General features: G+C 51.8%; 27 protein-coding genes and 1 pseudogene. 25 read left to right on the plus strand and 3 right to left on the minus strand.

The features are described 5' to 3' along the window. Window positions 1-28: 28 nt before the first annotated feature. From MKR05_RS06015 to MKR05_RS06040, 6 genes and pseudogenes are all read left to right on the plus strand, one after another. Window positions 29-481 (plus strand): YmfL family putative regulatory protein, encoded by a 453-nt coding sequence (locus tag MKR05_RS06015; protein WP_040188690.1) that lies wholly within the window; start codon window positions 29-31, stop codon window positions 479-481. A 237-nt stretch (window positions 482-718) separates the two neighbouring features. Beyond that, window positions 719-925 (plus strand): DUF4222 domain-containing protein, encoded by a 207-nt coding sequence (locus MKR05_RS06020; RefSeq protein ID WP_072040503.1) that lies wholly within the window; start codon window positions 719-721, stop codon window positions 923-925. Further along, entirely contained in the window at window positions 888-1,802 is a 915-nt protein-coding gene (locus MKR05_RS06025) for a conserved phage C-terminal domain-containing protein (protein WP_284118183.1), read from the plus strand. The genes MKR05_RS06020 and MKR05_RS06025 overlap by 38 nt, the downstream gene beginning before the upstream one ends. Continuing rightward, the gene (locus MKR05_RS06030) at window positions 1,799-2,608 is read left to right on the plus strand and encodes a Dam family site-specific DNA-(adenine-N6)-methyltransferase (RefSeq protein ID WP_284118182.1); all 810 of its coding nucleotides are present in this window, start codon (window positions 1,799-1,801) and stop codon (window positions 2,606-2,608) included. The genes MKR05_RS06025 and MKR05_RS06030 overlap by 4 nt, the downstream gene beginning before the upstream one ends. A 24-nt stretch (window positions 2,609-2,632) precedes the next feature. Further along, window positions 2,633-3,613 (plus strand): annotated as a pseudogene (locus MKR05_RS06035) (DUF968 domain-containing protein). Window positions 3,614-3,631: 18 nt separating this feature from the next. Next, the gene (locus MKR05_RS06040; protein WP_040196270.1) at window positions 3,632-3,973 is read left to right on the plus strand and encodes an antiterminator Q family protein; all 342 of its coding nucleotides are present in this window, start codon (window positions 3,632-3,634) and stop codon (window positions 3,971-3,973) included. Window positions 3,974-3,995: 22 nt separating this feature from the next. On the opposite strand, the gene MKR05_RS06045 is transcribed toward MKR05_RS06040, so the two are convergent. After that, entirely contained in the window at window positions 3,996-4,535 is a 540-nt protein-coding gene (locus MKR05_RS06045; protein ID WP_040196267.1) for a hypothetical protein, read from the minus strand. After that, complete coding sequence (locus tag MKR05_RS06050) at window positions 4,522-5,451, minus strand: hypothetical protein (RefSeq protein WP_040196265.1); 930 nt, start codon at window positions 5,449-5,451, stop codon at window positions 4,522-4,524. The genes MKR05_RS06045 and MKR05_RS06050 overlap by 14 nt, the downstream gene beginning before the upstream one ends. A gap of 877 nt (window positions 5,452-6,328) precedes the next feature. Between MKR05_RS06050 and MKR05_RS06055 the strand changes: the two genes are divergently transcribed. From MKR05_RS06055 to MKR05_RS06070, 4 genes are all read left to right on the plus strand, one after another. Further along, a complete protein-coding gene (locus MKR05_RS06055; RefSeq protein ID WP_017880269.1) occupies window positions 6,329-6,544 on the plus strand; it encodes a class II holin family protein in 216 nt (71 codons plus the stop codon). Next, a complete protein-coding gene (locus MKR05_RS06060; protein WP_048289200.1) occupies window positions 6,544-7,041 on the plus strand; it encodes a lysozyme in 498 nt (165 codons plus the stop codon). Before MKR05_RS06055 ends, MKR05_RS06060 begins: the two co-directional genes overlap by 1 nt. After that, a complete protein-coding gene (locus tag MKR05_RS06065; protein ID WP_016160650.1) occupies window positions 7,038-7,388 on the plus strand; it encodes a hypothetical protein in 351 nt (116 codons plus the stop codon). The genes MKR05_RS06060 and MKR05_RS06065 overlap by 4 nt, the downstream gene beginning before the upstream one ends. A 942-nt stretch (window positions 7,389-8,330) precedes the next feature. Next, entirely contained in the window at window positions 8,331-8,480 is a 150-nt protein-coding gene (locus MKR05_RS06070) for a hypothetical protein (protein WP_156732021.1), read from the plus strand. Here the strand turns inward: MKR05_RS06070 and MKR05_RS06075 are convergent. Continuing rightward, on the minus strand, window positions 8,464-8,664 hold the full coding sequence (locus tag MKR05_RS06075; RefSeq protein WP_016160651.1) for a hypothetical protein: 201 nt from the start codon (window positions 8,662-8,664) through the stop codon (window positions 8,464-8,466). The two genes, MKR05_RS06070 and MKR05_RS06075, sit on opposite strands and share 17 nt — an antisense overlap. 174 nt (window positions 8,665-8,838) lie before the next feature. Between MKR05_RS06075 and MKR05_RS06080 the strand changes: the two genes are divergently transcribed. The 15 genes from MKR05_RS06080 to MKR05_RS06150 all read left to right on the plus strand — a co-directional run bounded on the left by MKR05_RS06080 (window position 8,839) and on the right by MKR05_RS06150 (window position 22,385). Beyond that, a complete protein-coding gene (locus MKR05_RS06080) occupies window positions 8,839-9,147 on the plus strand; it encodes a hypothetical protein (protein ID WP_284118180.1) in 309 nt (102 codons plus the stop codon). Next, on the plus strand, window positions 9,147-9,566 hold the full coding sequence (locus MKR05_RS06085; RefSeq protein WP_284118179.1) for a hypothetical protein: 420 nt from the start codon (window positions 9,147-9,149) through the stop codon (window positions 9,564-9,566). The genes MKR05_RS06080 and MKR05_RS06085 overlap by 1 nt, the downstream gene beginning before the upstream one ends. A gap of 231 nt (window positions 9,567-9,797) precedes the next feature. After that, entirely contained in the window at window positions 9,798-10,286 is a 489-nt protein-coding gene (locus MKR05_RS06090) for a DUF1441 family protein (RefSeq protein ID WP_284118178.1), read from the plus strand. Continuing rightward, a complete protein-coding gene (locus MKR05_RS06095) occupies window positions 10,286-12,388 on the plus strand; it encodes a phage terminase large subunit family protein (RefSeq protein ID WP_284118177.1) in 2,103 nt (700 codons plus the stop codon). Before MKR05_RS06090 ends, MKR05_RS06095 begins: the two co-directional genes overlap by 1 nt. Next, a complete protein-coding gene (locus MKR05_RS06100) occupies window positions 12,385-12,597 on the plus strand; it encodes a hypothetical protein (protein WP_023342890.1) in 213 nt (70 codons plus the stop codon). The genes MKR05_RS06095 and MKR05_RS06100 overlap by 4 nt, the downstream gene beginning before the upstream one ends. Continuing rightward, window positions 12,597-14,099 (plus strand): phage portal protein, encoded by a 1,503-nt coding sequence (locus MKR05_RS06105; RefSeq protein WP_284118175.1) that lies wholly within the window; start codon window positions 12,597-12,599, stop codon window positions 14,097-14,099. The genes MKR05_RS06100 and MKR05_RS06105 overlap by 1 nt, the downstream gene beginning before the upstream one ends. Further along, window positions 14,050-16,071 carry a ClpP-like prohead protease/major capsid protein fusion protein gene (locus MKR05_RS06110; protein WP_409254877.1) on the plus strand — a complete coding sequence of 674 codons (2,022 nt, stop codon included), beginning with the start codon at window positions 14,050-14,052 and terminating at the stop codon, window positions 16,069-16,071. Before MKR05_RS06105 ends, MKR05_RS06110 begins: the two co-directional genes overlap by 50 nt. Before the next feature lie 83 nt (window positions 16,072-16,154). Continuing rightward, on the plus strand, window positions 16,155-16,481 hold the full coding sequence (locus tag MKR05_RS06115; RefSeq protein WP_075647422.1) for a DUF2190 family protein: 327 nt from the start codon (window positions 16,155-16,157) through the stop codon (window positions 16,479-16,481). Window positions 16,482-16,506: 25 nt separating this feature from the next. After that, window positions 16,507-16,749 carry a DNA breaking-rejoining protein gene (locus MKR05_RS06120; RefSeq protein ID WP_232555608.1) on the plus strand — a complete coding sequence of 81 codons (243 nt, stop codon included), beginning with the start codon at window positions 16,507-16,509 and terminating at the stop codon, window positions 16,747-16,749. Between the two features lie 3 nt (window positions 16,750-16,752). Further along, complete coding sequence (locus MKR05_RS06125; protein ID WP_064149688.1) at window positions 16,753-17,331, plus strand: phage tail protein; 579 nt, start codon at window positions 16,753-16,755, stop codon at window positions 17,329-17,331. Beyond that, window positions 17,328-17,729 (plus strand): phage minor tail U family protein, encoded by a 402-nt coding sequence (locus tag MKR05_RS06130; RefSeq protein WP_016530350.1) that lies wholly within the window; start codon window positions 17,328-17,330, stop codon window positions 17,727-17,729. The genes MKR05_RS06125 and MKR05_RS06130 overlap by 4 nt, the downstream gene beginning before the upstream one ends. A gap of 8 nt (window positions 17,730-17,737) precedes the next feature. Further along, a complete protein-coding gene (locus MKR05_RS06135; RefSeq protein ID WP_284118174.1) occupies window positions 17,738-18,481 on the plus strand; it encodes a phage tail protein in 744 nt (247 codons plus the stop codon). Between the two features lie 10 nt (window positions 18,482-18,491). Then, the gene (gene gpG / locus MKR05_RS06140; protein WP_075043163.1) at window positions 18,492-18,920 is read left to right on the plus strand and encodes a phage tail assembly chaperone G; all 429 of its coding nucleotides are present in this window, start codon (window positions 18,492-18,494) and stop codon (window positions 18,918-18,920) included. 62 nt (window positions 18,921-18,982) lie between these two features. After that, window positions 18,983-19,255 (plus strand): phage tail assembly protein T, encoded by a 273-nt coding sequence (locus MKR05_RS06145; protein ID WP_048324899.1) that lies wholly within the window; start codon window positions 18,983-18,985, stop codon window positions 19,253-19,255. After that, window positions 19,239-22,385: a phage tail tape measure protein gene (locus MKR05_RS06150; RefSeq protein WP_284118172.1), complete on the plus strand. Its 3,147-nt coding sequence runs from the start codon at window positions 19,239-19,241 to the stop codon at window positions 22,383-22,385. Before MKR05_RS06145 ends, MKR05_RS06150 begins: the two co-directional genes overlap by 17 nt. Window positions 22,386-22,435: the final 50 nt, after the last annotated feature.

Genomic DNA, 22,435 nt, shown 5'->3' on the forward strand with positions numbered 1-22,435 from the left:
CTACTAATTGTAAGCAAAAAGGGTAGGTATGAACTTGAAAGAAGTCGTGAAAGGTATGTGCAAATCATATCCGGGTGGCCGCGAAGCAATGGCTGGCGCCTTGGGTATGACCGTGACGCAGTTCAACAACAACCTCTACGAGAAAAACGGCTGTCGATTTTTTGAAGTATCGGAGCTGGAAGCGATGGAAGACATTTCCAACACGTCGCTGCTGGCAGACTACTTCGCCCGCCGTCGTGGCGCCCTGCTGGTGGATGTGCCGCACCTGGAAGAACTCGATCGCGTGGACCTGTTTAGTCGTGCAATGCGTACCTCTGCTGCCAGGGGACAGGTTGATCAGATTATCGAACAGGCGCTTGAAGATGGCGTTATTGAAAGGCATGAGGCCGAAGAAATCATGGTGCATCACCGCCGCCATCTGGCAGCTCGGGAAGAAGAGATTGCCGCAATTATCACGTTATTTTCACGCAAAAAGAAGTGACGCCAGCGAGTTGCAGCTCCTGGCGTCGTGGCGTGTCGTTATCAGTGGAGATTACTAACGCATGAACAGTCTACCAACACAGTACCGCAGGTCGCAACTTGTGGCGCGGCCGGTCCCTGGAGGAGAGGGGCCGGTGCAGTTCGTGTATGGGGTAAGAGTACCCGGTGGGATAGAACCTGTCTGCTACCAGTTTGCTCAATGGGCGGTAGATGACTTTAGAAGTCAGGCGGAAAGCGTATGCGAGAACTTAACCGATGGTTCAGAGATCACTACGGCGTCCCGGTCAGGGTCATACGCTGGGAGCCCCAAACACAGCGCGTTATATACCTGCGCGAAGGGTATCAGCATGAGTGTTTCAGCCCACTTGAACAGTTCAAACGAAAATTCAGGGAAATAGAGGGGTCTTATGAGCCTGTTAATGCCATCAAGGCCGATAGTCATTAATCCCGACCTTGCGTACAGCATTGGCCTGAATGAAGCCATTGCGCTGCAGCAGGTTAACTACTGGCTGCAGGAAACTAACTCAGGGCTGGAGCGTGACGGCGTACGCTGGATCTACAACACAACAGAGCAATGGCTGGAACAATTCCCGTTCTGGTCTGAGTCCACTCTGAAGCGCACCTTCACCCGGCTGAAGAGCCTGGGCGTGCTTAAAGTTGAGCAGCTTAACAAGTCGCAGCGTGACATGACGAACTACTACACGATCAACTACGAGAGCGAGCTTTTAGATGAGGTCAAAGTGACCAAATCGAAGAAGTCAAAATGCGCCGTTCCATCAGTTCAAAATGACACGATGGAAGAGGTCAATGTGAAACGCTCCACTAGGTCAAAACGAACCGCTGTCATCAGGTCAAATTGGCACGATGATCTTACAGAGAATACAACAGAGAGTACTACAGAGATTACAGGTAAAGACTCTTGTCCGGTTGCGCTGCAACCAGACCAGACCGTTCCGGCTGCACTCGTTCTGGATCATTTTAATCGAGTAACTAATTCGACCTATGGCAAGGGGGGACGAACCAAAACGACGCTGGGTTATATCCGGGGACGGCTGGCCGAAGATTACAGCCCTGAAGACCTGATGCTGGTGGTTGACTACCTGAACGAGAAATGGGCTCAGGATCCGAAGATGAGCGACTACCTGCGGCCCAAAACGCTGTTTGCTCCCGAGAACTGCGTCGAGTATTTCGACAAGGCCAAAAAATGGGAAGCAGCCGGACGCCCAGCCTGGACTGGCGGAAAGTGGGTGAAACAAGACACGGCGTTCAAGTCCAGTTATTCCGACGTGGATTATTCAGTGCCAGCGGGGTTCCGTTCATGAGCAAGCCATTTCTGAAATGGGCTGGTGGAAAGTATACCCAGCTGGCTGACCTGTTCGTGCATATCCCGGCAGGGAAACGCCTGATAGAGCCATTCGTTGGTGGTGGGGCGGTATTCCTGAACAGCGATAAGCACGCAGATTACCTGCTGGCGGACATTAACCCGGACCTGATTAATCTGTATCAGATGTTAGCGGTGGTGCCGGATGAAGTGGAATTAAAGGCCCGCTGGATGTTTGAGCACATGCGGTCACCAGATGGCTATGAGCTGATCCGTTCCGAGTTCAACGCTCAGACACTGGATGCTACAGAACGCGCAGCTGCATTCCTGTATCTCAACCGGCATTGTTTCAATGGCCTGATGCGCTACAACCAGGCGAACAAGTTCAATGTGGGCTGGGGAGGCTACAAGGCCCCGTATTACCCGATGGATGAGATGAAAGCCTTCGCGGCTATGACGCATAACTGCGTCTTCATGACTGCTGACTATCGCCGAACTATCAGCCTGGCCGGGAAAGGGGATGTGGTTTACTGCGATCCACCTTACGAACCGATGCCGGGAACAGCCGGATTCACCGCCTACGCCGCTGGTGGTTTTAGCTGGGAGAACCAGGTAGACCTGGCGAAGCAATGCGTATCAGCCTTTCACCGTGGGGCTCGGGTAGTGATTTCTAACTCATCTGCACCGAAGGTTCTCGGCCTGTACCGTGAGCATGGTTTTAACCTGCAATTCATCAAAGCGCTCCGTTCGATTTCCTGCAAAAGCAGTACGCGGGAAGTCGCAAAAGATGTCGTGGCTATCCTGTGAGTTACCTGCAGTGGAGAAAATGACATGAGAGCATTACTGACTCCTGAAATTGCCCCACGCATGGGCATTGTTCTGCTTCGCCCTGGCACCGATCTGATGCCGATGTTCAGGAGAGGGCGGGTATTGATTGAGCCGGCACCGGAAAAATACAGTGACTATGCAACCGGCGCTGTCCCTCCTGCCAAACAGCCACTGGAAGAAGACCCGGTTTTGAAACCAGTCTTCGAAAACAAAGACGTCATTCTGCGCGCTGGTGGTATCAGCGCGCTGGAGGCCGAGCTGGAGCGTCGTTTTGAATGCCAGTATCCGCACGGCTCGTGGCACAGCGAAAATTTTACGCTGTTCCGGCATGAGCCTGGCAGCATCCGCCTTTGCTGGGCCTGCGATAACCTGCTGCGTGATCAGTACACAGAGACGCTGGCAGGCATTGCGCGTGAGAACTTGGTATCCTGGCTGATAAAGGTCATCCGCTCACAGCTGGGGTTCAACGAAGACCATCAACTGACAATCCCGGAGTTATGCTGGTGGCTGGTTATAAACAATCTGGCGCACGTCATCCCTGAATCGCTGGCCCGGAAAGCCTTGAGATTGCCGGAGATAAAGCATCAACCGGTGATGAAGGAGAGCGATATTGTGCCGGAGCCAGCGGCGAGCGAAGTGGTGTAGAAAAAGATTCTCGGTCTTCGCGTAGATCCTGAAACGCCGGAATCATTCATGCTGCGGCCAAAGCGCCGCCGCTGGGTAAACGAGAGCTGGACGCGCTGGGTTAAGTCTCAGACGTGTGTCTGCTGTAACAAACAAGCAGATGATCCCCATCACCTGATAGGCCACGGACAAGGTGGAATGGGAACAAAAGCGCATGACCTGTTTGTGCTGCCGCTTTGCAGAGCGCATCACGACGAGTTGCACGCTGACACCGTGGCATTTGAGGAGAAGCACGGCTCACAGCTGGAGCTACTGTTTCGATTTCTGGATCGTTCGCTGGCAATTGGCGTGCTGGCTTAATTCAGTGGAGATGAGTTAATGCGTGATATGTATGAAGTTTTAGACCGGTGGGGCGCATGGGCCGCAGCTGATAGTAGTGGCGTTGACTGGCAACCTATTGCAGCCGGGTTTAAAGGTCTGTTGCCACGAGGTAAAAAGTCGCGCCTGCAATGTGATGATGATGAGGGAATCTTAATTGATGGTTGTGTGGCACGCCTAAGGAAATATAAGCCGGAAGAATATGAGCTGGTTATAGCTCACTTTGTTATAGGTATCTCGTTACGTACTATTTCAAAGAAGAGAAAGTGTTCTGATGGCACTATAAGAAAGGATCTTCAGACGGCTCTTGGTTTCATTGATGGTGTTCTCTCTATGCTGTGATGATGGGGGAGGATTACTCCCCTTATTTTTTATTTTGCTTGAGAAGGATTTTGATGTTTTGTCTAATAATGATTAGACAGTGCAACAATAGGAAGACGGTAAGAATCGCAATCCATACGCAAAACAAACAAGCATAAAGATTCGTTGAAAGTCCGATGGTGAACTGGGCGATAGCGGTGGTTAGAGAAAATAAAATCGAAGTATTAATAAATGATGAAAGATTATCTAATGGTTTATAAAGATCCTCATCCGCTACTTTTTCTAAAGGTGTCTGTGTTGCTTTGCTGTATATTTCTTTATATTCAGCAGTAGCGAAAACTTTATCTCGTAAATTTATAATCACGAAAGTATGCAGGCTTAATAAAAAAGAGCCTACTGATATGAAGCCAGAGAAAAGATAGCCACGAAGATTTTTATGATAAAAATCAAAGAATTTGACGCTTACGTCAGGGGTGTTCCTGTAGAGAAGGTACAGCCCCAGCAAAACTAGGGCTGACAGGCCGAGCAGGGTAATGTACTGGCACCTTAACCTTTTGTTTATAAGCCATTCATACAAAGGCATTTTTATTAGTCCCGTTCAACATTTCATTCTTGATTATATCAAAGACCGGGTTAGATGTATAATTGTCATTTGTCAAGCCATTGATTTTTTCTGCAATTTCATCAAAATCATAAGATTCAAAGAAGGTGGGACAGTCCATAAAATCAATAATTTTTTCTAACCCAGCATGGTCAACGGCTGTAACTCTGGCTTTAGAAATCCCACCTTGCATTGCATGATAAATTTTATCCAGTGTTTCTGAAAGTGCTTGAACTTTTGTTTTATCCTCTGGATTAACACTCATGTCTATTGTTGTTGAGTTAGCAAATGGTTCTAATGCTGTCATTGGACCACCTTTAAAATCGATGTAATCAAATTTAAAGGATGTCTTTTTAATTTCTCGGAACTGTCCAAGGATTGTTTTGATGTCCTCCTTAGTAGTCATGATGCTAAATGAAAAACGCTTCTTGTATTTTTTGTTTACAGCGGTGATTTCTTTTTGCTTAGGTTTGTCACCTAATCCTGCAATTTCATTAGCGTTCTGTTTCCTGATAAATTCATTGCTGATGGTTTGGAGATGGCTGAAAAGGGTGTTAATACTACAGGAACCATGGTGGGACATATACAGACCACGGAGATTATCCTTGTTAAGGACAAATAGATTGAAATTCGCTAGTTTTTCGTCCCCCTGAAGGTCTTCAACTTTGATCCGAAATTTCCCGTCGATGAACTGAGATCTGCAATTTTTCTTTTGGTTTTTGAAGGTGACGACTAACCCATAATAATAATCATTCATATCTGACATGAGTATTCTTCGAGTATAATCAACCCGAACATATTCACGAGACGATGCCTCAATAAATGCGTTCATGACATCGGCAGAATTGATATGTTCATTCTCATTTGTTATTGAAAAACCTAAGCTTTTAACTTGCATGTGCGCGCGCCCTAAATGAAACAATAAGTTAATGCTGAGTAGTCTAGCCCAACGGCGGTATGAAAACACTAACGCGTACGCAAAAACTATCGTAATCTGTTAGGAGTGGTCACTTCGACACACAGCCTAATCATTGAAACCCTGCTCCGGCGGGGTTTTTACTTTCCGGCGATATGGCAGGGTATTAGCGAGATGCATTGCATCTGTGCCCCTGTCACATTGTCGTAAAGCGATACACATAATTCCCAAGCCTTGTTAATCGCCGGGGCTTTGTCATTTCTGCACTCCGGTCAGGGCTCTTGGGTTGAGATGTGCTGCACGACACATCGTAAGTAAGCATCTTCTGGTGCCTTTGACAGCGTGTTACATATTGACTAACACAAAGTTTACAAATTAGATTATCGACATGGTGAATCCCCCTATGCGGTGGGGCGACCAGTCACTTACAGTGATCTGTAAATGCAGCGCGGGCCATGTCGACTGGGACATGCTCACCGGGAGGCACCCGGCACCATGCAATGCTACTAAGCTATTTTGTAGCGGAGTTGCCGTTTCGGCTTCTCCAGCTATGTTTAAAAGGTAGTAACGGAAAACGAGAGATCTCCTGGTAAATCGGTAGCTCGGACTATTAGGTGCGCCTCGTTCCGTTGAAGAATCAGTATTGCCTACCTTCTGCCCGCCCCTCTGAGCGGGCTTTTTTTCGCCATGAATAAGTCTCCCCGGCAAGCTGAGGAACAAATCATTTGAGGCTGCGCATTCGCGGGCCTTTTTCGTTTCAGGCTCACGGGAATCATCATCGATACGGCTCGTTGTTAAATCAGCCCGATGAGCCTGACCCCTACACGCACAAAGCACCCCGTTAACCCGGAGGTGGAGTATGTATCGAATGGACAAGCTAACAACAGGTATTGCCTACGGAACGTCCGCAGGTAACGCGGGGTTCTGGATGTTGCAATTGCTCGACAAAGTATCCCCATCTCAGTGGGCCGCGATCGGTGTTCTGGGAAGTCTGGTATTTGGCTTGCTGACATACCTGACGAATCTGTATTTCAAAATTAAAGAAGACCGGCGAAAAGCTGTGCGAGGTGAATAATGTCTCCGACACTACGTAAAAGTGTTCTTGCGGCAGTCGGCGGCGGGGCCCTGGCGATTGCCTCTGCACTCATCACTGGCCCTATGGGTAATGATGGGCTTGAGGGAGTGCGATACGACCCTTATCAGGATGTGGTAGGTGTCTGGACGGTTTGTTACGGCCACACAGGTAAAGACATCATGCTCGGCAAAACCTATACCGAGGCAGAGTGTCGGGCGCTACTAAATAAAGACCTGAATACCGTCGCCAGGCAGATCAACCCTTACATCAAAAAACCGATCCCAGAAACAATGCGTGGGGCTCTGTACTCATTCGCCTATAACGTTGGAGCCGGGAACTTCCAGACCTCTACTCTGCTTCGCAAAATCAACCAGGGTGACCAGAAAGGTGCGTGTGATCAGCTGCGCCGCTGGACCTATGCCAAAGGTAAGCAGTGGAAAGGACTTATTACCCGGAGGGAAATTGAGCGTGAAGTGTGTTTATGGGAGCAAAGATGAGTCGCTTAACCGCCGTTATCATCGCAATAGCAATCCTGCTAATGTCCTGTGCCATTTCATGGCGTATGGGATGGAGTTCCCACGCTGATCACATCAATGCTCAGGCTGCGAAGAAGAGAGAGAAGGCCGAGAATGCCATTAAGCCTGTAGAGGAAAAGGCCGCTACTGCTAACGAAGCGGGTAAGGTCATCTACAAAACAATAACCCGCGACGTGGTGAAATATGTTCAGTCTCCGAATCGTACTGTGTGTAGGTTTGATGATGCTGCTGTGCAGTTGCGTCAGCGCGCCATCGATGCTGCCAACTCCATCCCCGGATTTGATGAGTCCGCCGTGCAAAGCAAGTGACGCAGGGAATGACAGCGATGAAGATTTACAGTCTGATGTAGAAACCGCTCAATGCCTGCGCCAGCTCCGTTTGGATAAGTATCGCTGGCAGGCGTACTATCGGGCGGTGAGTAAGTAACAGGCATAGCACATGAAATAAGTGGCCTTAAGTGAACAAAAAATCTGAAAACAAGACATTCAAGCTTTCAGCATCGAAATGTTTGTATCTAATTCAGGGGGAGTCATGCACTATAGGATCTCAAACCACTCTTAACTAAGTAGCCACTCATGACAGTAAACTTACTACCACAACTACCATGCGGTTATCGTTACGGCATTGAGCGCTCGATCCGGCCCCAGACTGGTGCGGAATTTTTTCCGCCACAAGGGTGTGTTATCAAATCTGTTAACTTTGGGGATGGTGTGGTTATTTGTGTGCCCATCCAATGGTACATTAAACAATTAGATTTATGGGTCACTGTCTAAGGAACCATCGAATAATATGTTAGTTACTGGTGACTAACGGATCATTGCGCTAAAAAAATAAGCACAGACGTCTGTTGTTCTGGTTAATGTTCTTGAGAATCGCGAATTACTAGTCTAATAAGCTATTCATCCATTTAAATGATATCGATGGCTGAAATGAAGCTATCCTCACGTTACCACTGCCAGCCAACACCGAAACGGCAGAGGTCATTTAGCAAGCAGAAAATCTCTCCTGGGTGGCTCCTGAGAGATTTTAGGTTTCTAACTGTTACTAACCAAAGGTCGCATACCTATGCGGCCTTTTTTTAGTCGGTTTAATGGTTTGAGGACATCCTGGACGAAAATATTTGATAAAACCAATCAGGGGAAACAGGAATGACCTGTGAGCGGATTTACGAATCGGCGCGAACGTCTATCCCCGATAAGGGATAAAATAACCGATATCCCTTGTCGGGGATAAAAATGAGGAACAACAACATGAAAACGCTAAAACTTACATTTTCAAGATTTGAATCTGTCTCAGGCGAAAGGGATGAATCCACTATTACGCCTGAGACCCAACCCAATCATTCACAAGGTTGGAAAATTAATATAGTAGGTTTGGCAATTTTTAAAGGAACTGAGTAAATTCCTTGGCTGAATCATTTAGTCCAAATTCTTTCAAGTTATCAATGACAGCCTGCCTGGAATCAGGTGTTAATTGAGTCATCAAAAAACCAACGACACATTTCAATTGCCCAATTTCCTTGTTCAATTCGTCGATTGTTTGGGCGTTTGATTCCATTTCTAGGCGTATATGCTTCTTGATCATATCTATTCCTTAAGCAGAGCTAATCAGCCATTCCTCTGCAAGTACAATGTTTAACTGTGTCCCACCACAGATAGGCTGAGCCGCAACCTTACACTCTGAGCTTTCACAGTAACACCCTGATATTTAACCAGTAGCCTCGCATCTGCGGGGCTTTTTTATTCGCAAAGGTACATGATGAAGAGCTTAAAAATTGAATACGTAGACGGGAAGCTGGTGGCCCTCGAGCGGGATGGTAAATCCTACATGGATTTGCCGGTAAGCGCGGTTCACTTCACACACAGTATGAAAACTAACCCGTATCTCAAGGTTGAGATTGAGGCTGGTGGTGAGCCATATGTCCCGGCAGAACCGGCGCAGCCACCAGCGGCCGCCGAAAAAACGGTGACAGTGAAGGAAGGAGAGCTTATGCCTCCTGATGATAGTGCCCCCAGGGCAGAACGCCGTTCCCGTCATCGCAATTGTAACCGTAACAGGAGCCAGTAATGTTTAACCGTAATGATCTAACCCTCACACTGTTCTATGCATCCAGCACGAGTGATGAGGGGAGTAAAGTCGCAATGTTCACTGTGCAGGTAAACAATACAGACATGGTGTCTGTGCAGAGCAATACGCTGCAATGCATTACTGACAAGTCCGGTAAGAAGGGTTATTCCGTTGGTGAACAAACGATAAGCAATGGCTCAGATCCATTGTTGATTGCCCTCGAAAACTACTGGCGAGTGAATACCGATGCCGTCGTTAATGGATTGATGGCAGATGTGAGCGACTTTATCGCGGGTAACGTCAGCCAGTCCTCTACATACCTTGGATTCAGTGGTTTGAAGATCTTCAACAATGTGCCGTTGGCGGAGCGTATCCCTGAAAGTGTATTGCAGGCCGACGGTGGCGCATCTGCAGGCTGAGTATTCACAGAGGCTGTTCAATGAGCGGCCTCGATAATTGCCCAGCAATTACAAACGATAATCATTATCTAATGGGTCCTCCCGGCGGGGTGGCCTTCCACGGGGCGGCGCGCTCGCGGGAATCGGCTGGTTTTCTGGATCCATGGTCATCATCATCATTTGCACAGGTTATTGATTTTATTGAGTCCTGTTTTGCAATGATGTCGAATCGGTTAAAAAGTGCTCACCATCATGGATCAGGAAATCGCTTCTCTAAAGCTGAATATCAATCAGCTGGCGGGCATAACCAATGTCCATCGTCAGACGGTGGCCGCCAGGTTGAAAAATGTTGAGCCTGCGCTGGGCAGCAACAGCAAACTAAAACTGTATTTAGTTACCGACGTTCTGGCTGAGTTAATGATCCCCACGGTTTCAACAAATCTTGAGGACATGCCGCCGGCTGACAGGCTGGCGCACTGGAAAGCAGAGAACGAGCGGATCAAGTTTGAGCAGGATACGGGGCAACTGATCCCGGCAGATGAAGTTGCCAGGGAGTTTTCAGTCATGGCAAAAGCTGTAGTGATGGTGCTGGAAACCCTCCCTGATGTACTCGAGCGCGATTGTGCGCTTTCCCCTGCAGCGGTTGCCCGGGTGCAGAGTGTGATTGACGATTTGCGCGACCAGATGGCCCAGAAGGTCATGGAAGCCGAAGCAGAGGAGGAAGAGCCAGAGGAGGACTGATGGCAAAGCGGGCATCCGCCAGGGGGATCCGTCGGGATGTCTCCGGAATTTTACGCGCGCCACGCCGCATGCTGGTTGCCGACGCGGTGGCCGAGTATATGCGTGTGCCAATGGGCGCCGGTAACTCGGTCCCGTGGGATCCTAATCTGGCCCCTTATGTTATCGAGCCAATGAATTGCCTGGCGTCACGCGAGTATGATGCTGTGGTGTTTGTCGGCCCGGCACGAACGGGTAAGACTATTGGCCTGATTGATGGCTGGATTGTATACAGCATCGTTTGTGATCCGGCGGATATGCTGGTTATTCAGGTCTCCGAAGAGAAAGCGCGTGAACACTCGAAAAAACGTCTTGACCGGACATTCAGATGTAGCCCTGAAGTAAAAACCAGATTGAGTCCGCGTCGTAACGATAACAACGTTCACGATCGTACTTTCCGCGCTGGTAACTATCTGAAACTTGGCTGGCCCTCAGTCAATATTATGTCCTCGTCGGACTATAAATTTGTTGCGCTGACCGACTACGACCGCTTCCCGGAAGACATCGACGGGGAGGGGGACGGATTCTCGCTTGCCTCCAAGCGTACTACTACGTTTATGTCTTCGGGTATGACCCTGGTCGAAAGCTCACCGGGCCGCGACATTCTCGATACGAAATGGCGGCAGAGTTCACCCCATGAAGCACCTCCCACGACGGGCGTGTTGTCGCTGTATAACCGCGGCGACCGCCGGCGGCTTTACTGGCCTTGCCCGCATTGTGGGGAATATTTTCAGCCTGAAGTTGCCAACATGACGGGCTACCGTGACACGACAGACCTGGTCACAGCCAGCGAAGCGGCCTATCTGCAATGCCCGGCCTGCAAAGGAAAAGTGCTTCCTGCGATGAAGCGCGAGCTGAACATGAAAAGCGTCTGGTTACGTGACGGGCAGTCAATTGATCGGGAAGGAAACATTACAGGGGAGGGCCGGCGGTCACGCATTGCTTCTTTCTGGATGGAAGGGCCAGCAGCTGCTTACCAGACCTGGTCACAGCTAATTTATAAATATCTGGCGGCTGAGCAGGAATACGAAAAAACCCAAAGCGAAGAGACACTAAAAACGGTCGTTAACACTGACTTTGGTCGCCCTTATCTTCCGCGCGCCAGTACCGAACAGCGTAAAAGCGAATTGCTCGAACAGCGGGCCGAGGATGTCCCGAAACGTTGTGTGCCTGATGGTGTTTGTTTCCTGGTGGCGACTGTCGACGTGCAGGGGGGACGTAATCGCCGCTTTGTCGTTCAGGTTACTGGCTACGGAAGCATGGGCGAACGGTGGCTGGTGGACCGTTACAACATTCGCCAGTCACTCCGGTGCGACGCGAACGGTGAAAGCCTGCCTATCGACCCAGCCAGTTACCCGGAGGACTGGGATCTGCTGCTGACTGATGTCTTTTACAAGACGTGGCGAATGGCATCCGATCCCCGCCGGTGTATGCGCCTGATGGCAATGGCAGTCGATTCCGGCGGTGAAGATGGTGTCACCGATAATGCCTATCGATTCTGGCGTAAATGCCGTCGGGAGGGAATTGGCCGGAATGTTTGCCTGTTTAAAGGTGACGGTCATCGACGCGAAAAGCTGATCACCCAATCCCTGCCAGATAACACCGGCCGTTCAGCGCGCCGGGCGAAAGCCGCCGGGGATGTTCCTCTTTATCTGCTGCAAACCAATGACCTCAAAGACCGGGTAAACAACGCCTTATGGCGCGATACCCCCGGACCGAACTACATCCATTTCCCGAAGTGGCTGGGAAGCTGGTTTTACGACGAACTGACTTATGAGGAGCGTGATTCTGATGGCAAATGGAGCAAGCCGGGTCGCGGCGCCAACGAAGCTTTTGACCTGCTGGTTTACGCTGATGCGCTGGTTATCCTTCGCGGATACGAAAAAATTAAATGGCCTGATGCGCCTGACTGGGCGCGGCGCGAAACGTGGATGGAGAACGTGCCGCCGGAAACTGGCGAAGAAGCACCCCCGGCGCCAGCGCCGGTCCAGGCCAAAAAGCGCAAACGCAAAAAAACCGTAACTGATGATGCTAACCCATGGGCCACCTCAGGAGGCTGGTTATGAATAAAAGTGATATTGAGGCCATGATCCAGCGCTATGCCGAAGCGGAGATGGCGGTACTTGATGGCAAATCCATCAAATTTAACGGTCAGGAAATGACCATGGAAAACCTGTCCGAAATCCGTAAAGGGCGGCAGGAGTGGGAGCGGCGTCTTACTTCCCTGAATAATCAGCGCCGGGGGCGGCCTGGCTACAAACTGGCGAGGTTTTAATGTCTTTACTTGATGATGCGATAGGTGTCATTTCTCCTGGCTGGAAGGCTGCGAGGCTAAGATCCCGCGCCATGATACAGGCATATGAAGCCGTTAAGCCCACCCGCACCCACAAAGCCCGAAGAGAGAATCGTTCCGCTGACCAGCTCAGCAAGATGGGGGCCGTCTCTCTCCGTGAGCAGGCGAGGTGGCTTGATAATAACCACGATTTAGTGATTGGCATTTTCGATAAGCTTGAAGAGCGGGTGGTAGGTAAGAGCGGGATTATCGTGGAGCCGCATCCGAAGCTCAAGAATGGCAAGATCGCTAAAAAGCTGGCGGCGGATATCCGGCAGAAATGGGGGGAATGGTCTATTCGACCGGAAGTGACCCATCAGTTTACCCGCCCCATGCTGGAGCGCCTGATGTTACGCAGCTGGTTGCGCGACGGGGAGGTTTTTGCACAGATCGTCAGCGGCACAGGCAATGGCCTGACGCCTACCGCCGGGGTGCCGTTCTGGCTGGAAGCGCTTGAGGCTGATTTTGTTCCCCAGACCAGCAACGAGTCAGACAAGCTAAATCAGGGGGTATATACCGATAACTGGGGCAGGCCAAAGGGCTATCTGGTTTATAAAAGCCTGCCGGTCTCTGGCAGGCAACTGGAAACGAAACGGGTTGATGCGGAAAACATGCTCCACCTGAAGTTTGTCCGCCGGCTGCATCAGACGCGCGGAACGTCGCTTTTGTCCGGCGTTCTTATGCGACTCAGTGCTCTGAAAGAGTACGAAGATGCTGAACTGACTGCAGCACGCATCGCCGCCGCCCTTGGGATGTATATCAAAAAAGGGGATGGGCAAAGCTGGGATGAAAACGCCGGTAAGGATGATGATCGTGAGCTGAATATTCAGCCCGGCATTATCTACGACGACCTGCTGCCCGGCGAGGATATCGGCATGGTCAAATCCGATCGCCCGAATCCCAATCTTGAAACCTTCCGCAACGGCCAGCTGCGAGCTGTGTCCGCGGGCAGCCGTCTGAGTTTTTCCAGTACCGCCAGAAACTATAACGGCACTTACAGTGCTCAGCGGCAGGAGCTGGTGGAATCGACAGACGGATATCTCATTCTCCAAGACTGGTTTATTGGCGCCGTGACACGTCCGATGTATCGCGCCTGGCTGAAGATGGCTGTCGCCAGCGGCCAAATCACGTTACCACGCGGGCTGGATAATGAGTCCTTATACACCGCTGTGTATTCCGGCCCGGTCATGCCATGGATTGATCCCGTCAAGGAGGCTAATGCCTGGAAGGCTCAAATACGCGGTGGCGCTGCGACGGAATCAGACTGGGTTCGTGCCAGCGGGCGTCATCCCGATGATGTGAAAGCACGCCGGAAGGCCGAAATCGATGAAAACCGTGAGCAGGGGCTGATATTTGATACTGATCCTGCCAATGACAGAGGAGGCACCAGTGCCGATGCCAAAGACCTGGACGCTTCAACGTCCGAAAGCCAGCGTAAAAAGTAATACGTGGTTCCGTATGAAGGCGAGCGCCAACAACGAAGCGGATATCTATATCTATGATGAAATTGGTTATTGGGGAGTGACGGCCAAACAGTTTGTTAACGACCTTAAAGCGCTGGGTGATGTCAGCCATATTAATCTTCACATTAACTCGCCTGGTGGCGATGTCTTTGATGGCATCGCCATTTTTAATGCCCTGAAACATCACGGCGCCGCAATCACCGTTCACATCGATGGCCTGGCTGCCTCCATGGCTTCTGTCATCGCAATGGTGGGTAATCCGGTCATCATGCCGGAAAACACCATGATGATGATCCATAAGCCATGGGGCTTTGCCGGCGGCGATGCCAACGACATGCGCGACTACGCTGATTTGCTGGATAAAGTTGAATCGGTCTTAATCCCCGCCTATGCAGCAAAAACCGGAAAAACCTCTGATGAGATTGCCGCAATGCTGGAAGACGAAACCTGGCTGGATGGCGCTGAATGCCTTGCCATGGGTTTTGCTGACCAGGTGATCCCATCCCTTCAGGCAATGGCCTGTATTCATTCAAAACGTATTGAGGAATTTGAAAAAATGCCAAACAGCATTCGTAATATGGTCACCCCGCCGCGTAATTCCACCCAGCGCGAACCGCAGCAGCCTGTACCACAACCTCAGGCACACCAACCTACCGCCCCTCAGCCTGCCGCTGTGGATGAGAATGCTATCCGGGCGCAGGTTTATGCCGAACAGCGTAACCGTGTGAACGGGATTAATGATCTGTTTGCTATGTTCAGCGGTAAGCACCAGGAGCTGCAAAACCAGTGTATTGCGGACCCCGATTGCACTGTGGAGCAGGCGAAAGATGTTCTGCTGGCTGCTCTGGGCAAGGCTGCTACTCCATCGAACAAAAGCGAACAGCCGCACATTTATGCCGGGAACGGGAATTTTGTTGGCGATGGCATCCGCCAGGCGCTGATGGCCCGTGCAGGGTATGAAAATCAGGAGCGCGATAACGTGTACAACGGGATGACGCTACGTGAGTATGCGCGTATGGCACTGACGGAACGCGGTATCGGGGTCGCCAGTTACAATCCGATGCAGATGGTTGGCCTGGCATTGACTCACAGCACCTCTGATTTTGGCAATATTCTGCTCGACGTGGCGAATAAGGCGCTTCTGCAGGGGTGGGATGAGGCAGCAGAGACCTTTGATCTGTGGACGAAGAAAGGTCAGTTGTCTGATTTTAAAACTGCTCACCGCGTGGGAATGGGCGGTTTTAACTCCCTCCGCAAGGTTCGCGAAGGGGCTGAATATAAATATGTGACCACGGGCGATAAAGGCGAAACGATCGCACTGGCTACCTATGGGGAAATTTTCTCAATTACCCGCCAGGCGATTATCAACGATGATCTGAACGCATTGACTGACGTCCCGGCGAAAATGGGACGTGCTGCGAAAGCTACCATTGGTGATTTGGTATATGCGATTCTGCTGGATAACCCGAAACTGTCCGACGGCAAATCGCTGTTCCATGCGGATCACAAAAACCTCTCCTCTGGCGCCATTTCTGTTTCGAGCATTGATGATGCCCGCAAACTGATGCGCCTGCAGAAAGAAGGGGAACGATCGCTGAATATTCGTCCAGCTTACATGCTGGTGCCGGTAGGGCTCGAAACGATTGCCAGTCAGACCATTAAATCGGCAAGCGTTAAGGGCGCAGATATTAACGCCGGGATCATTAACCCTATCCAGAACTTTGCCGAAGTGATTGCTGAAGCACGGCTGGATGACAAGGATCCGAACGCCTGGTACCTGGCCGCTGCGAAAGGCACCGATACCATCGAAGTAGCTTATCTGAATGGTGTTGACACGCCTTACATTGACCAGCAGGAAGGTTTCAATACCGACGGGATCGCCACGAAGGTGCGTATCGATGCGGGTGTTGCGCCGTTAGACTTCCGCGGCCTGGCGAAATCAACTGGCAAGTAATTCTCTGCCAACTCAAATCTCATTAGCCCATCAGGGCTTTTTTTATACCTGAAATCAGCCCTGCGGGGCTGCCAGGAGATGTTATGGCTAAAAACTTTGTGCAGGAAGGAAAGACGATTCATCTGGTTAATGCCGGACAGGAACCGATTCTGAGTGGGGCAGCTGTTGTTGTCGGTGAGCTGATTGCTATCGCGATCACTGATATTCCCGGCGGCGACACTGGCGATGGTCTTACTGAAGGGGTATTCCAGCTGCCGAAGCTGCCCGCTGATGAAATTGAAGCGGGAAAGAAGGTGTATTTCAAGGCGGGCAAGGTACAGCTGGAAGCAACAGACGCAGTTTTTGCTGGGGTTGCCTGGGAAGATGCGGGCGCAAACAGTACCGTCATTGACGTCAAGATCAATGCCTAACCCTTTCGACAAGATGGCGGCCCGGATGGATGCCGCCACCCTCAAAAAAATGGGCAAGGAAGCGGTCATTAACGGCATAAGCGTTGACGTCGTGCCTGCTGAGTTGCTGGAGGAGATGGGCGCACTTTCCGGAGCCGCCACGGTGCTGGTCGTGTTTGCTGCTGGTTATCGGCCCGCCAGAAACGATGCCGTGGAATATGACGGTAAAGACTGGATCGTTACCCGCTATCAGCTTTTTAACGGGAAGCCTCAAATCTGGCTGGAGTGAATCATGTCTCTGAAAGGTCTTGAGCGTGCTATCCAGAATCTGAACAGTCTGAGCCGACTGATGGTACCGACGGCTACCGCGCAGGCGCTTAACCGGGTTGCCGGGCGGACGATTACGCAAGGTAGCCGCAAGGTGGCGAAAGAGGCAACGGTTGGTGATAACCGCAAAAAAGGGTTACCGGTGAGGCTGGTCCGGCAGCGGTCACGTCTTAAGCGCGCGAAACCTGATCGTCTGGTGGCAGCCATTCGTATTAACAGAGGGAACCTGCCTGCAATCAAACTGGGTGCTGCACGGGTGCAGCTTTCGAGGCGAAAAGGCGAAAAACGCGGGCGCGGGAGCGTGCTTCGTGTTGGACCGTACATTTTCAAAAATGCATTTATCCAGCAGCTTGCGAACGGGCGGTGGCAGGTGATGCACCGTCTGGGCAAATCCCGCTATCCGATTGATGTTGTAAAAGTTCCTCTCGAAACCCCGTTAACCCAAAACTTCACCGCTATATCAAAGCAGCTTATCGACAGTGACATGCCGAAGGAGCTGTCGTCCGCGCTGAAAAATCAACTGAGGATCCACCTGAAGCGATGAGCAAACACACCGCTATTCGTCTTGCTGTTCTGGACCAGTTAAAGACGTCCATTCCGGACCGCGTGACATGGTTTGACGGACGCCCTGTCTTTCTGGAAGAGCAGGATCTACCGGCGCTCGCAGTCTATCTGACGGATGCCGAATACACGGGAGAAAGCCTGGATGAGGATAGCTGGCAAGCAGTCCTTCATATCGAGGTATTTCTGAAATCCACCACGCCGGATAGCGCGCTGGATGCGTGGATGGAAGAGAAGGTGTATCCGGCCCTCGAAACTATTCCGGCGCTATTCCCCTTAATCGAAACGATGATCCCCATGGGCTACGACTACCAGCGGGATGACGAAATGGCCACCTGGGGATCGGTCGATCTGACCTATACCCTCACTTATTTTAGATAAGGAATTTTATGGCAACTCCTAATCCAATGGCCCCGGTAAAAGGGGCCGGTACCACGCTCTGGCTGTATACCGGAACGGGAAATCCCTACGCTAACCCGCTTTCAGATGCTGACTGGCAACATCTGGCGAAAATTAAGGAACTGACGCCGGGCGAAATGACGGCGGAATCCTACGATGACACATACCTTGACGATGAAAACGCAGACTGGACTGCGACAGCGCAGGGGGCAAAATCGGCAGGTGAAACGTCTTTAACCCTGGCCTGGAAGCTAGGGGAAGAGGGGCAAAAGTCGCTGGTGGCCTGGTTTGTCGATGGCGATGTGCGGGCCTACAAAATTAAATACCCGAATGGCACCGTTGATGTGTTCAAAGGGTGGTGCAGTAGCTTGGGTAAAGCCATTCCCGCGAAGGAAGTGATCACCCGTACAGCCAAAATCACCAATACCGGGAAACCTGAACTGGCGGAAGAAAGCGGTAATCCGCCGATCGCGGTGACCGGGATCAAACTCGATAAGGCAACGGCCAGCGTGGCAGTCGGCGCCACCACAACGCTAAATGTTACTTTCCTGCCTGCCAGCGCGTCGATGCAGTCGTTCCGCGCAGCGACCTCGGATAGCTCGAAAGCGACGGTGGCCGTGAGTGGCAAATCTCTGATCGTCACCGGCGTGGCAGCTGGTGCTGCCGACATTATTGTCATGAGTAATGACGGTAATTTTGTGGCGACCTGCAAAACCACCGTGACGGCTTCCTGATAACAGAGGAATGAGCATGTTTCTGAAAAAAGACGAATTTACCCATAACGGCGCTACGGTGCCGATCACCGAATTGTCGGCATTGCAGCGCATTACTTATCTCGAATATCTGGCCGCAGAAGAAAAAGCCTTATCCGCCATTTCTGATGACGTGGATGACCAGAAAATGTCCGCCGGGCTGGTCAGTATGAGTATTCGCGCAGGCGCGCGCCTGATTGCGCTCTCGCTCTGGCATAACGATCCTAAAGGGCCATCTGAAGAGGAACTCCACCAGCAGGTGATGAGTACCTGGCCGCCGGAAGCGATTGGCAAAGCGGAAATGCAGATCAAGCTGCTCTCCGGCATGCTGGCGCCGGTTGCCGAAGAAGAGCAATCCACGGATGAAGATATTGATACCACCGCGCTGGGTGATGAACCTGTTACAGCGGAAAAGCCCTAGCCAGCGAGCTTGATTTTGTCCTGAAGCTGGCGCGTGAGTTCGGGCGACCTGACTGGCGCGCCATGCTTGCTGGCATGACGTCCTCCGAGCTGGGCGACTGGCATCACTTTTACCGGGAGCGTTTTTTTCAGGACGCGCAGCTCGATGCCCACTTCTCCGGGCTGCTTTACACCATTTCAACCTTCTTATACCGGGATCCGGACATCACCCCTGCACACTTCAGCCTGCTGTCTCCCTCCGCTGAGGCTGCAGCGGATAATGTTCAGGACGATGAAGCCATGATGCTGGCCGCGGAGGGAATTACAGGAGGCACCAGATATGGCCCAGCAGATTAGCGACCTTGTCATTAACCTGGATGTCGACAATGCCACGTTCACCGAACAGATCGCCAGGATTAGGGGGCAACTGTCCGGTATGGCGGATGAATCGGACAAAGTGCAGACGCGCATGCGTAGTGCGGCAGAGTCGCAAATTAGCGCGCTGAAAACCACCAGCGCCGCCAGCGCAGGCGCCGTGTCCGATATGCATAAGCGACAGGCGGATGCCGCCGCCGGGCTTCAGAGCGAACTGCAACGGGTCTCCAAATCGGTCGATGAGACTTACCAGCGCGTCACCGGGTTAAACCAGCGTTATCGGGAGAACGATGCGCAGGCAGAGGCGCTGGCGCGGCGGCAGGATGCGCTGGCGGAATCGTTCTTTCGGCAGATAGATGGCGTTCGATCCCTCAGTGGTGAAACGCGGTCGCTGGCCAGTGTCCAGGAACAATTCCGCAAGGCCCGCGCACAGGGAAACATCACTCAGGGTGATTATCTCTCCCTGATTTCCCGCACCACGGCCCGGCAGAAAGAACTTCAGCAGGTTGAGGAAAAAGCGAACCAGGCGCGCGAGAAATTTCTTCGCCAGCTGAAGGCGCAGGTTGTCGAGCAAAAGCTATCTGGTACAGAGCTCCTGAGAATGAAAGCGGCGCAGGTGGGCGCCGGCGATGCCGCTGAAGTTTATATCCGCAAACTGGAAGCGGCAAAGGTCGCCACGCACAGCCTTGGTCTCGAGAGCGCTGGCGCACGTCGGGAACTTGGCGTGCTGGCGGGGGAATTATTGCGTGGTAATTTCGGCGCGTTGCGTGGCTCCGGGATAACCCTGGCGAACCAGGCCGGGTGGCTCGAAAAAATGATGACGCTACGCGGACTGGGGATCGCCGGCGTGGTCGGTGGCATAGCGGCATCCGTCGTTCTGCTGGGAAAGGCATGGTACGAGGGCGGGAAGGAAGCCGAAGAGTTTAACAAACAGCTTATTCTCACCGGGAACTATGCCGGGAAAACATCGGGACAACTGCAGGCGCTGGCGCGGAACATCTCAGGAAATGGAGTCACTCAGCACGCCGCGGCAGCCGTATTAGCGCAGGTTGTCGGAAGTGGGGCATTCGGTGGCGCCGACGTCGAGCGCGTTGCCAACGTGGCTGCAAGGCTCCAGCAGGCGACCGGCCAGGCGGTGGATGAAACTATTAACCAGTTCAAACGGCTGAAAGAGGATCCGGTTAATGCGGTTGCAACGCTGAATGAGTCGCTGCATTTTCTGACCGCAAGCCAGTTTGAACAGATTTCAGCTGCTCAGGCGTTGGGGGATTCACAGCGCGCTGCAGAGCTCGCGATGCGGGCCTATTCCGACAGCGTTATCCAGCGCGCAAATGCGGTGAAGGAAAATCTGGGGACACTGGAAACTGCATGGAACTGGGTGAAAAATGCCGCCAGCGGCGCCTGGGATGCCATGATGGGCATTGGTCGGAATCCTGATACTGCCATGAAGCGGCAGGGGGCTTTTGCAGACTGGCAGGCCGCGGAAAAAGAACGCCGGCAACTGGCCGCCAACCTGAACGTCGATCCCAACTATTCCGGTAATAACCCCCTCATTAAGGCTGATGCAGAACGTTTGCGTATTGCCACTCAACGTGCTGAGTTGCTGAAACAAACTTATGATGAGGCCGATAAAGCATACGCTAAGGAAGGTTTAGCCGCGGCACGTGAGAAGCTGCGTAACGAACAACAACAGCAAGCCATCAGGAACCAGCAGCAGTTTAATCAACTTCTGGAAGCAGGCCTCAAGCCGGCAGAAAGACGGGCTCGCGCCCAGGCCGAATTTAATAAGCTCGTTGAGAAAAACAAGCAAGATGCGATCGATGGGATTGCCACCCGCTGGACAGCCAGTGATATAGAAAAAATCCGCGCAAGTATTGATGCCAAGTACAAAGACCCTAAAACACCGAAAGGGAGGCAGTACACAACACCCGCCGGGAGTAAAGCAGAGGAAGGGGCTCAGGCCGAATTACTGACCCTGCAAGCTCAGTTGAAAACCCTCCAGCAGCATACAGACGTCAACGACGTGATCAGTAAGCAACGTCGGGATCTCTGGCAGGCAGAAAATCAGTATGCTGTTTTGCAGGAAGCTGCCGGCCGCCGCCAGCTCTCCGCCCAGGAAAAATCCCTGCTGGCCCATAAAAACGAAACCCTGGAATACAAACGTCAGCTGGCAGATCTAGGTGATAAGGTCGCCCTGCAGCAGAAGCTGAATAATCTGGCAGATCAGGCCAATAAATTCGCTCAGCAGCAGAGTGCGATCCGGGCGGGGATCAAGGCTCAGGCCGAAGGGCTTTCCGGCAGGGAAGCGAACAGAAGGAGCACGCTTGAAAAGCTGAGTGAAACGTATGCTTTCAACCCTGATGCGCAGCGCAAGGTGCTGGCGGAACAGCAAGCCACCTATGAAGCCGAGGACGCATTGCGCGGTAACTGGCTGGCCGGCGCTAAACAGGGCTGGGCTGAGTATCAGGATTCTGCCACTAACGTATTTTCCTCTGTTCAACAAATTTCGCAGGCCACTTTTGGGGGGCTGGTAAATCAGCTGACATTGCTCAATACCACCGGCAAAGCGAGTTTTAAGGAATTCACCACATCCATTCTGAAGATGATCGCTCAGGTCATCGATCAGCTTATTGTGGCCTACACCTTTCAGGCTGCAATGGGGTGGATCAGCGGCGGGAGCAGTTCTTCAAATTCTGGTCAGTCTTTTGCCGTTCCTTCCTATCGTCCCTCTGGCTTTGATGGTGGCGGTTATACCGGGCATGGGGGGAAATACGAGCCCGCTGGGGTTGTCCACCGCGGCGAATTCGTTTTCACCAAAGAGGCAACCAGCCGCATCGGCGTTAGCAACCTTTACCGGATGATGCGCGGTTATGCCTCCGGCGGGTATGTCGGCAACGCTGCCAGTCCGGCAAGTGTGTCCTCTGGTGGTGTGATGGTCAACATGGGCGGCGTCTATATCAGTAGCAGCAACGATCAGCAGTCTACGCAGCGGTCAGCGATTGACAGTAACGGTATCCTCAAGCAACTGAAACCCGCCATTATTAGTGTCGTCAGTGAACAGGCCCAACGGCCCGGAACGCCACTCTGGAAGGCAATAAAAGAAGGGCGTTAATACCTGAAGCCGCTTTGCGGCCTTTTTACTGGCTGAGATAAAGGCTATTT

This window comes from Klebsiella sp. K5-204 (assembly GCF_030128585.1).
Lineage (GTDB): Bacteria > Pseudomonadota > Gammaproteobacteria > Enterobacterales > Enterobacteriaceae > Klebsiella > Klebsiella quasipneumoniae.

Excerpts from the sequence above, each read along its gene's own strand:
- MKR05_RS06015 (WP_040188690.1), top strand. The coding sequence starts at position 29 with ATGAACTTGAAAGAAGTCGTGAAAGGTATGTGCAAATCATATCCGGGT.
- MKR05_RS06020 (WP_072040503.1), top strand. The coding sequence starts at position 719 with ATGCGAGAACTTAACCGATGGTTCAGAGATCACTACGGCGTCCCGGTC.
- MKR05_RS06025 (WP_284118183.1), top strand. The coding sequence starts at position 888 with ATGAGCCTGTTAATGCCATCAAGGCCGATAGTCATTAATCCCGACCTT.
- MKR05_RS06030 (WP_284118182.1), top strand. The coding sequence starts at position 1,799 with ATGAGCAAGCCATTTCTGAAATGGGCTGGTGGAAAGTATACCCAGCTG.
- MKR05_RS06040 (WP_040196270.1), top strand. The coding sequence starts at position 3,632 with ATGCGTGATATGTATGAAGTTTTAGACCGGTGGGGCGCATGGGCCGCA.
- MKR05_RS06045 (WP_040196267.1), bottom strand. The coding sequence starts at position 4,535 with ATGCCTTTGTATGAATGGCTTATAAACAAAAGGTTAAGGTGCCAGTAC.
- MKR05_RS06050 (WP_040196265.1), bottom strand. The coding sequence starts at position 5,451 with ATGCAAGTTAAAAGCTTAGGTTTTTCAATAACAAATGAGAATGAACAT.
- MKR05_RS06055 (WP_017880269.1), top strand. The coding sequence starts at position 6,329 with ATGTATCGAATGGACAAGCTAACAACAGGTATTGCCTACGGAACGTCC.
- MKR05_RS06060 (WP_048289200.1), top strand. The coding sequence starts at position 6,544 with ATGTCTCCGACACTACGTAAAAGTGTTCTTGCGGCAGTCGGCGGCGGG.
- MKR05_RS06065 (WP_016160650.1), top strand. The coding sequence starts at position 7,038 with ATGAGTCGCTTAACCGCCGTTATCATCGCAATAGCAATCCTGCTAATG.
- MKR05_RS06070 (WP_156732021.1), top strand. The coding sequence starts at position 8,331 with ATGAAAACGCTAAAACTTACATTTTCAAGATTTGAATCTGTCTCAGGC.
- MKR05_RS06075 (WP_016160651.1), bottom strand. The coding sequence starts at position 8,664 with ATGATCAAGAAGCATATACGCCTAGAAATGGAATCAAACGCCCAAACA.
- MKR05_RS06080 (WP_284118180.1), top strand. The coding sequence starts at position 8,839 with ATGAAGAGCTTAAAAATTGAATACGTAGACGGGAAGCTGGTGGCCCTC.
- MKR05_RS06085 (WP_284118179.1), top strand. The coding sequence starts at position 9,147 with ATGTTTAACCGTAATGATCTAACCCTCACACTGTTCTATGCATCCAGC.
- MKR05_RS06090 (WP_284118178.1), top strand. The coding sequence starts at position 9,798 with ATGGATCAGGAAATCGCTTCTCTAAAGCTGAATATCAATCAGCTGGCG.
- MKR05_RS06095 (WP_284118177.1), top strand. The coding sequence starts at position 10,286 with ATGGCAAAGCGGGCATCCGCCAGGGGGATCCGTCGGGATGTCTCCGGA.
- MKR05_RS06100 (WP_023342890.1), top strand. The coding sequence starts at position 12,385 with ATGAATAAAAGTGATATTGAGGCCATGATCCAGCGCTATGCCGAAGCG.
- MKR05_RS06105 (WP_284118175.1), top strand. The coding sequence starts at position 12,597 with ATGTCTTTACTTGATGATGCGATAGGTGTCATTTCTCCTGGCTGGAAG.
- MKR05_RS06110 (WP_409254877.1), top strand. The coding sequence starts at position 14,050 with ATGCCAAAGACCTGGACGCTTCAACGTCCGAAAGCCAGCGTAAAAAGT.
- MKR05_RS06115 (WP_075647422.1), top strand. The coding sequence starts at position 16,155 with ATGGCTAAAAACTTTGTGCAGGAAGGAAAGACGATTCATCTGGTTAAT.
- MKR05_RS06120 (WP_232555608.1), top strand. The coding sequence starts at position 16,507 with ATGGATGCCGCCACCCTCAAAAAAATGGGCAAGGAAGCGGTCATTAAC.
- MKR05_RS06125 (WP_064149688.1), top strand. The coding sequence starts at position 16,753 with ATGTCTCTGAAAGGTCTTGAGCGTGCTATCCAGAATCTGAACAGTCTG.
- MKR05_RS06130 (WP_016530350.1), top strand. The coding sequence starts at position 17,328 with ATGAGCAAACACACCGCTATTCGTCTTGCTGTTCTGGACCAGTTAAAG.
- MKR05_RS06135 (WP_284118174.1), top strand. The coding sequence starts at position 17,738 with ATGGCAACTCCTAATCCAATGGCCCCGGTAAAAGGGGCCGGTACCACG.
- gpG (WP_075043163.1), top strand. The coding sequence starts at position 18,492 with ATGAGCATGTTTCTGAAAAAAGACGAATTTACCCATAACGGCGCTACG.
- MKR05_RS06145 (WP_048324899.1), top strand. The coding sequence starts at position 18,983 with ATGCTTGCTGGCATGACGTCCTCCGAGCTGGGCGACTGGCATCACTTT.
- MKR05_RS06150 (WP_284118172.1), top strand. The coding sequence starts at position 19,239 with ATGGCCCAGCAGATTAGCGACCTTGTCATTAACCTGGATGTCGACAAT.